8 protein-coding genes are annotated in these 6,753 nt (G+C 68.8%); 6 read left to right on the top strand and 2 right to left on the bottom strand.

Annotated features, from left to right (window positions below):
* The first annotated feature begins 109 nt into the window (after positions 1–109).
* The 4 genes from AC1RQK_RS00060 to AC1RQK_RS00045 are packed head-to-tail and all read left to right on the top strand — an operon-like array spanning position 110 to position 4,246.
* Positions 110–835, top strand: a complete 726-nt coding sequence (locus tag AC1RQK_RS00060; protein ID WP_492372084.1) for a GntR family transcriptional regulator — start codon at positions 110–112, stop codon at positions 833–835.
* Positions 832–1,860, top strand: coding sequence for a histone deacetylase family protein (locus AC1RQK_RS00055; protein ID WP_183032683.1), 1,029 nt, complete (start codon positions 832–834; stop codon positions 1,858–1,860). The genes AC1RQK_RS00060 and AC1RQK_RS00055 overlap by 4 nt, the downstream gene beginning before the upstream one ends.
* Complete coding sequence (locus tag AC1RQK_RS00050) at positions 1,857–2,918, top strand: phosphotransferase (RefSeq protein ID WP_492807009.1); 1,062 nt, start codon at positions 1,857–1,859, stop codon at positions 2,916–2,918. The genes AC1RQK_RS00055 and AC1RQK_RS00050 overlap by 4 nt, the downstream gene beginning before the upstream one ends.
* Positions 2,919–2,938: 20 nt before the next feature.
* Positions 2,939–4,246, top strand: a complete 1,308-nt coding sequence (locus tag AC1RQK_RS00045; RefSeq protein ID WP_492807007.1) for an aspartate aminotransferase family protein — start codon at positions 2,939–2,941, stop codon at positions 4,244–4,246.
* Positions 4,247–4,291: 45 nt separating this feature from the next.
* Here AC1RQK_RS00045 and wrbA read toward each other — a convergent pair whose 3' ends face one another.
* The gene (gene wrbA, locus AC1RQK_RS00040; RefSeq protein WP_174428029.1) at positions 4,292–4,912 is read right to left on the bottom strand and encodes an NAD(P)H:quinone oxidoreductase; all 621 of its coding nucleotides are present in this window, start codon (positions 4,910–4,912) and stop codon (positions 4,292–4,294) included.
* Positions 4,913–5,136: 224 nt separating this feature from the next.
* Between wrbA and AC1RQK_RS00035 the strand changes: the two genes are divergently transcribed.
* Entirely contained in the window at positions 5,137–5,397 is a 261-nt protein-coding gene (locus AC1RQK_RS00035) for a UBP-type zinc finger domain-containing protein (protein ID WP_043354618.1), read from the top strand.
* A gap of 66 nt (positions 5,398–5,463) precedes the next feature.
* Complete coding sequence (locus AC1RQK_RS00030) at positions 5,464–5,985, top strand: DsbA family protein (RefSeq protein ID WP_492807004.1); 522 nt, start codon at positions 5,464–5,466, stop codon at positions 5,983–5,985.
* A 19-nt stretch (positions 5,986–6,004) separates the two neighbouring features.
* Here the strand turns inward: AC1RQK_RS00030 and AC1RQK_RS00025 are convergent, their stop codons facing one another.
* Entirely contained in the window at positions 6,005–6,709 is a 705-nt protein-coding gene (locus AC1RQK_RS00025) for a GntR family transcriptional regulator (RefSeq protein ID WP_492807465.1), read from the bottom strand.
* Positions 6,710–6,753: the final 44 nt, after the last annotated feature.

Genomic DNA, 6,753 nt, shown 5'->3' with positions numbered 1-6,753 from the left:
CTACCCCCCCCCCCCCCCCCCCCCCCCCCCCCCCCCCCCCCCCCCCCCCCCCCCCCGCCGCCAGCACCGCTGGTAAAGCCGGTCGTAGCCCGACCCAAGGACTAAGCCCATGTCTGATTCCGCATTCGACGAATCCTCGCCCTTTGCCTCCATCGAAGTCTCCGACCTGGTGGCGGCGGTGGAGGCGCAACTCACCCAGGCCATCGTCGAAGGCCGGCTCCCGCCCGGCAGCCGCATCGTCGAGGCCGACATCGCCCGCCGCATGAATGTCAGCCGCGCGCCGGTGCGCGAGGCGGCCCGGCGGCTGGAGCGCCAGGGCGTGCTGGTCTCGCGCCCGCGCCATGGCTTTGCGGTGCGCACGGTGACGGTGCGCGAGATCGACGACCTGTTCCAGGTACGGCTGAACCTGGAGCTGATGGCCGCATCGCTCGCCTGCAAGCAGGCGCCGGAGGCCGGGCTGAAGCAGCTCGTGGCCATGGTCGACCGCATGGTGCAGGACGCCGAATCGCTGCCGCAGATCGAGCGCGTGGCGCGCGACCTGGCGTTCCACACGGCCATCTGCGAGCTGTCCGGCAACGCTTACCTGCATCGCATGTTCTCCATGATGCAAACGGAGATCCGCATGATCGTGGCGCTGATCGACAGCGTGTACCACGACCCGAAGGCCGTGGCCGAGACCCATCGCCCCATTGCCGAGGCGATTGCGCGGCGCGACGAAGCCGCCGCGCAAGCCGCGGTGCGCTTCCATATCGATGACGCCTGGGTCCATGTCCGGGCGGTGTTCATGCAAAAACAAGGCGCCGCCGAGGCGCCCCCGATGGAGTCCGTCCTATGAAAGTCGTCTACAGCGATCTGCATCTCGACCACGACCCGCACGCGTTCATGGTGCGCGGCAAGATGAAACGCAGCAACGAGCAGCCCGAGCGCGCCCTGCGCCTCTTGGCAGCGGTGCGTGCCGATGGCCACGACGTGATTGCCCCCGCCGATCACGGCCCCGGCCCGCGCGCCGCGATCCACACGCCGGAATACCTGCGCTTCCTGGAAACCGCGTACGACCGCTGGCAACTGCTGCCCGACGCCTCCGAGGAGGTCTTGCCCAACATCCATCCGTTCCCCGGGCAGCCCTGCACCTATCCCGACAGCGTGGTCGGCCAGGCGGGCTTCCACATGGGCGACGCCGCCTGCTCCATCGGGCCCAACACCTGGCGCGCGGCGGTCGGCTCAGCCGACGTGGCCACCCACGCCGCGCAACTGGTCGCCGACGGCGAACGCGCCGCCTATGCGCTGTGCCGCCCGCCGGGCCACCACGCTTATGCGGACCGCGCCAACGGCTTTTGCTACCTGAACAACACCGCCATTGCCGCGCAGCACCTGCGCCGCCACCATGACCGCGTCGCCATCCTCGACATCGACATGCACCACGGCAACGGCACCCAGGGCATCTTCTACCGGCGCAACGATGTGCTGACCGTGTCGCTGCATGGCGACCCGATGCTGTTCACGCCCTTCTTCACCGGACACGCGCACGAGCGCGGCGAGGCGGAGGGCCTCGGCTACAACATCAACCGCCCGCTGGCGCGCGGCACCGGCGACGAGGCCTACCTGGCAGCGCTGCGCGACGTGTGCCAAAGCATCCGCGCCTTCGCGCCCGGCGCGCTGGTGGTGGCGCTGGGGCTGGACGCGCACGAGCGCGACCCGTACCAGGCGCTGGCCGTCACCACGCCCGGCTTCGCGCTGATCACCGCGGAAATCGCGCGGCTGGGCTTGCCGACGGTGCTGGTGCAGGAAGGCGGGTATCTCTCCGACGATCTCGGGCCCAACCTGTCCAGCGCGCTGCGCGGCTTCGCGAGCGCGGCATGAACGGGCCGGCAAGCGCGGCACTGGCTGCCGCCGATGTGCTTAGCGAAGGCTCGCCCGAAGTCCCTGTGACGTGGGCGATGGCGCTGCTCACGCAGCACTACGGGCTGGCGGGCCGGCTCTCCCCGCTGAGCGGCGAGCGCGACCGGAACTTCCTGCTGGAAACGCCCGCGGCAAGCTACATGCTCAAGGTATCCCACCCGGCCGAGCTGCCGCTGGTGGCGGACTTCCAGACCCAGGCGCTGCTGCACATCGCCGCGGCCGACCCCGCCCTGCCCGTGCAGCGCATCGTGCCAACCCTGGCGGGCCAGCCAGCGCTGATCGCCCAGCCACCCGGTGGCGAAGCGCGTGTGGTGCGCCTGTTCAGCTACTTGCCTGGCGTGCCGCTGCCCAAGGCGCAGCGCTCGCAAGCACAGGCACGGGAGCTGGCGCGCACGCTGGCCCGGCTCGACCTGGCGCTGCGCGACTTCCGCCATCCCGCCGGCGAACTGGAGCTGCCGTGGGACATCCAGCGCGCCGACCGCGTGCGCGGCCTGCTCGACAGCGTCCCGGACGAGAGCCGCCGCGCGCTGGCAAACCGCGCGCTGGATCGCTTTGCCGCCAATGTGCAGCCCCGGCTGGCGCACCTGCGGGCCCAGCCGATCCACAACGACTTCAATATCTATAACGTGCTGGTCGATCCGCAAGACCATGCGCGCATCGCGGGCGTGCTGGATTTTGGCGACATGGTCCATGCGCCCCTGATCGACGACCTGGCCGTTGCCGCCGCCTATCAGGTTGACCCCGCCGGCGACACGATGGCCACGCTGGCGGACTTTGCCGCCACCTATCACGCGGTACTGCCGCTGCAAGCCGATGAGGTCGACGTGCTGTTCGACCTGGTGCAGGCCCGGCTGGTGATGGTGGTAGCCATCAGTGGCTGGCGCGCCGCGCGGCATCCGGAAAACGCGCCTTACCTGTTGCGCAACAACGCGGTCTCCTGGGACCGGCTGGCAGCCTGCGACGCGATCCCCACCGAACAAGCACGCTCCGTCCTGCGCCGCGCCTGCGGGATGGCGTGACCACGACACCAAGGAATCCGATGACCACGGCAGCAGCCACCCCTAGCGTTGCAGCACTGACCGAGCGGCGCGCCCGCGTGCTCGGCCCGGCGTACCGCCTGTTCTACGAGGAGCCGCTGCACATCGTGCGCGGCGATGGCGTCTGGCTTTACGACGCCAACGGCGAGCGCTACCTCGATGCATATAACAATGTGGCATCGGTCGGCCATTGCCATCCACAGGTGGTGCAAGCCATCGCCCGCCAGGCGGCGCAGCTCAACACGCACACACGCTACCTGCACGAGGGCATCCTGGATTACGCGGAGCGCCTGCTGGCCACCATGCCGGACGCGCTGGGCCATGCCATGCTCACCTGCACCGGCAGCGAGGCCAACGACCTGGCGATGCGCATCGCGCGCGCCCACACCGGCGCGCAAGGGCTGATCATCACGCGCTTTGCCTACCATGGCGTGACCGCGTCCATTGCCGAAGCATCGCCCTCGCTCGGGCGCTACGTGAAGCTTGGCGACAACGTGCGTACCGTGCCGGCACCGGACAGCTACCGCGTTGCGCCGGCGCAGCTCGGTGTTGTCTTTGCCGACGGTGTGCGCCAAGCCATCGAGGACCTGCGCGCGCATGGCATCCGCCCCGCCGCGCTGCTGGTCGATACCGTGTTCTCCAGCGACGGCATCTTCTGCGATCCGCCCGGCTTCCTGAACGATGCGGTCGCCGCCATCCGCGCGGCCGGCGGCGTGTTCATCGCCGACGAGGTGCAGCCCGGCCTGGGGCGCACGGGCGAGGCGTTCTGGGGATTCCAGCGGCATGGCGTGGTGCCGGACATCGTCACCATGGGCAAGCCAATGGGCAACGGGCATCCGCTGGCCGGGCTGGCCGTGCGCCCCGAAGTGCTGGCGGCGTTTGGGCGCGAGTGCCGTTACTTCAATACCTTCGGCGGCAACCCGGTGTCTGTCGCCGCCGGCATGGCGGTGCTTGACGTCATCGAGCAGACGCATCTCATGGCGCAGGTGCGGCGCGTGGGCAAGTACCTGCGCGAGCGGCTGGCAGGCGTGGCGGCGCGGCATCCACTGATCGGCGATATCCGCGGGGCCGGGCTGTTCGTCGCGGTGGAGTTTGTCGAAGACGGCGATGCCGCGCGGCCCGCGACCGCGCGCACGGCGCGCATCGTCAACGGTCTGCGGCGGCGCCACGTGCTGGTTGGTGCCACCGGCGAAGCGGCCAACATCCTGAAGATCCGCCCGCCGATGGTGTTCACCGAAGCGCACGCCGACCTGCTGGCCGACACCCTGGACGCAGTGCTCGCCGAGGTGGAGAACGAGCGATTGGCCTGAACCTGAACCCGCCCGCCAGCCATCCGGCCACGGCCAGCAGCCCGGCTAACGCGCCGCGAGCCTGGCGGCTATGCCGGCCACGTGCCGGCCCTGATACTTTGCGATCGCCAGTTCGTTCTCGCTGGGCTGGCGCGAGCCGTCGGCGGCCGTGAGGGTGGAAGCGCCATAGGGTGTGCCCCCCGTGATCTGGCTCATGTCCAGCAGCCGCGCTTCGGCGTAGGGCACGCCGACAATCACCATGCCCTGGTGCAGCAGCGTGGTGTGGAAGCTGGTGATCGTGGTCTCCTGGCCGCCGTGCTGGGTGGCGGTGCTGGTAAAGACACTGCCGACCTTGCCCACCAGCCCGCCGCTCATCCACAGCCCGCCGGTCTGGTCGAGAAAATTGCGCATCTGCGCGCACATATTGCCAAACCGTGTGGGGGTGCCGAACAGGATGGCATCGGCGTCGGCCAGTTTGTCCGGCTCCGCCACCGGCACATGGGCGAAAGCCGCCCGGGCGGCCTTGGCGCCACTCTTTTCCAGCACGGCGTCGGGCACCAGTTCCGGCACCTGGAGCAACGTCACCTCGGCGCCATCGACTTCGCGAGCGCCCGCCGCCACGGCCTCCGCCATTTTGTAGACGTGCCCGTACATGCTGTAGAAGACCACCTGGATCTTGCAGGTCATGACATCCTCCTGAGTGCAATGCCAAATTCGAAATGAAAAATGACGAAATACGAAATCGGGACTTCAGGCCGCAACAGGCCATTCGTTGAGTCTAGGCGAAGCAAGCGCGCCGCGCGGTGACTGCCGCGCTTCCCTTCGCATCTTCGCCGCCTACAATAAAAGACCCTGGCTCATCCGCGCGCGGCACGGGCCCGCCCTGCCGGGGCCAACGTTGGAGTACCGCAATGACAACGGCGTGTGCGCACCTTGCATTGAGCCATCCCGTCACACCCAGCGCAGAAGGCTGCGAGGAATGCCTGCGCAGCGGCGACGAATGGGTGCACCTGCGCTTGTGCCTGTGCTGCGGCCATGTCGGCTGCTGCGACGACTCGCCCAACCAGCACGCCACCCGGCATTTCCTGGCCACGGAACATCCGGTGATCCAGTCGTTCGAGCCGGGCGAAACCTGGCGCTGGTGCTATATCGACAAGCTGTTCATTCCTTGAGGGGTGCCCGGCGCCCGGCACACGCTCAGGCCAACCCCCATGCGCCAATCCTGCAAGGAGAATGTCATGCTGTCGACACCCGTTGAAAAGACCGACCATGTACTGGGGCCTGCCTCGGCCCACGTCACCGTGGTCGAGTACGGCGACTTCGAATGCCAGTATTGCCGCCTGGCCTACGGCGGCGTGAAGATCCTGCTTGCCCGCTACCACGACCGCGTGCGCTTTGTGTACCGCCATTTCCCGCTGACGGCCTGGCACCCGCTGGCGCTAGCCGCCGCGGAGGCTGCCGAGGCCGCGGCGGCCCAGCACAAGTTCTGGCCGATGCACCAGCAGATCTTCGAGCAACATCACGGCATCAAGCCGGCGATGCTGCGGGAGTACGCCGCTACGCTGGAACTGGACCTGGAGCGTTATGACTACGACATGAAGGCCCACACCTACCTGCAGCGCGTGCGCGAGCACCAGCAAGGCGGCATTGCCAGCCATGTGCGCAGCACGCCGGCATTCTTCGTCAATGGGGCAATACAGGACGTGACCTTCGGCATCGAACACCTGGACCATGCCATTGCCGCCGCGCTGCGTCACTGAGGGGCTGGGGTCTAGGGGCCTAGGCTTGCGGGCCAACAGGCGTGGCGGCTTCCGCCGCGCTGTACACATGGCGCGTGGCGAGCAGTGACGCAAGGTCGGCGTCGCCGGCAATCACCGCCCGCAGGATCTGCGCGTGCTCGTCCCAGTTCTGCTGCGCGCGCTGCCGGTACGCGGGCGCAAACACCAGTCCGGTGCGTTCGCGCAAGGAGCGCATCATCTCCTGCAGCACGCTGTTGGCGGCGATATTGCCCAGCACTTCGTGAAAGCGGAAATTGAGCGTGAGCAGGCGCGCATCCTCGCCGCCGCATGCCGCCGCGCTGCCCTGGCGCAAGACCTCCTGCAACTCGGCGACCAGCCGGGGATCGCGCCGTTGCGCGGCCAGCTTGGCGTTCAGGCCTTCGAGCGTGGCGCGCACCTCCACCATCTCCCGGGCCACCTGCTCCGACAGGCACGCCACCGACGCGCCCCGGCGCGGCTCGATGCGAACCAGCCCCTCGGCCGCCAGCGCGCGCAGCGCCTCACGCACCGGCACGCGCGACACGCCCAGTTCGGCCGACAGCGTGTGCTCCACCAGGCGGTCGCCCTGGCGGTACACGCCACCGACAATGCGCTGGCGCAAGGTATCGGTCACCTGCGAAAACAGCGGCGAATGGCGCGAGCCGAGGCTGGCGCCGGGACGGTCCGCCGGGTAGGCGGGTGGAACACTGCCGTGGTCGTCGGACATGTTCGTCTTGTGGGCGCGCGGGCCGGCCTTGGCCAGCCCGCGCG

The organism is Cupriavidus sp. GW822-FHT02D05, from assembly GCF_058802485.1.
The sequence above is the reverse complement of the archived record's forward strand: the minus strand, read 5'-3'. Positions and strand labels throughout refer to the sequence as shown.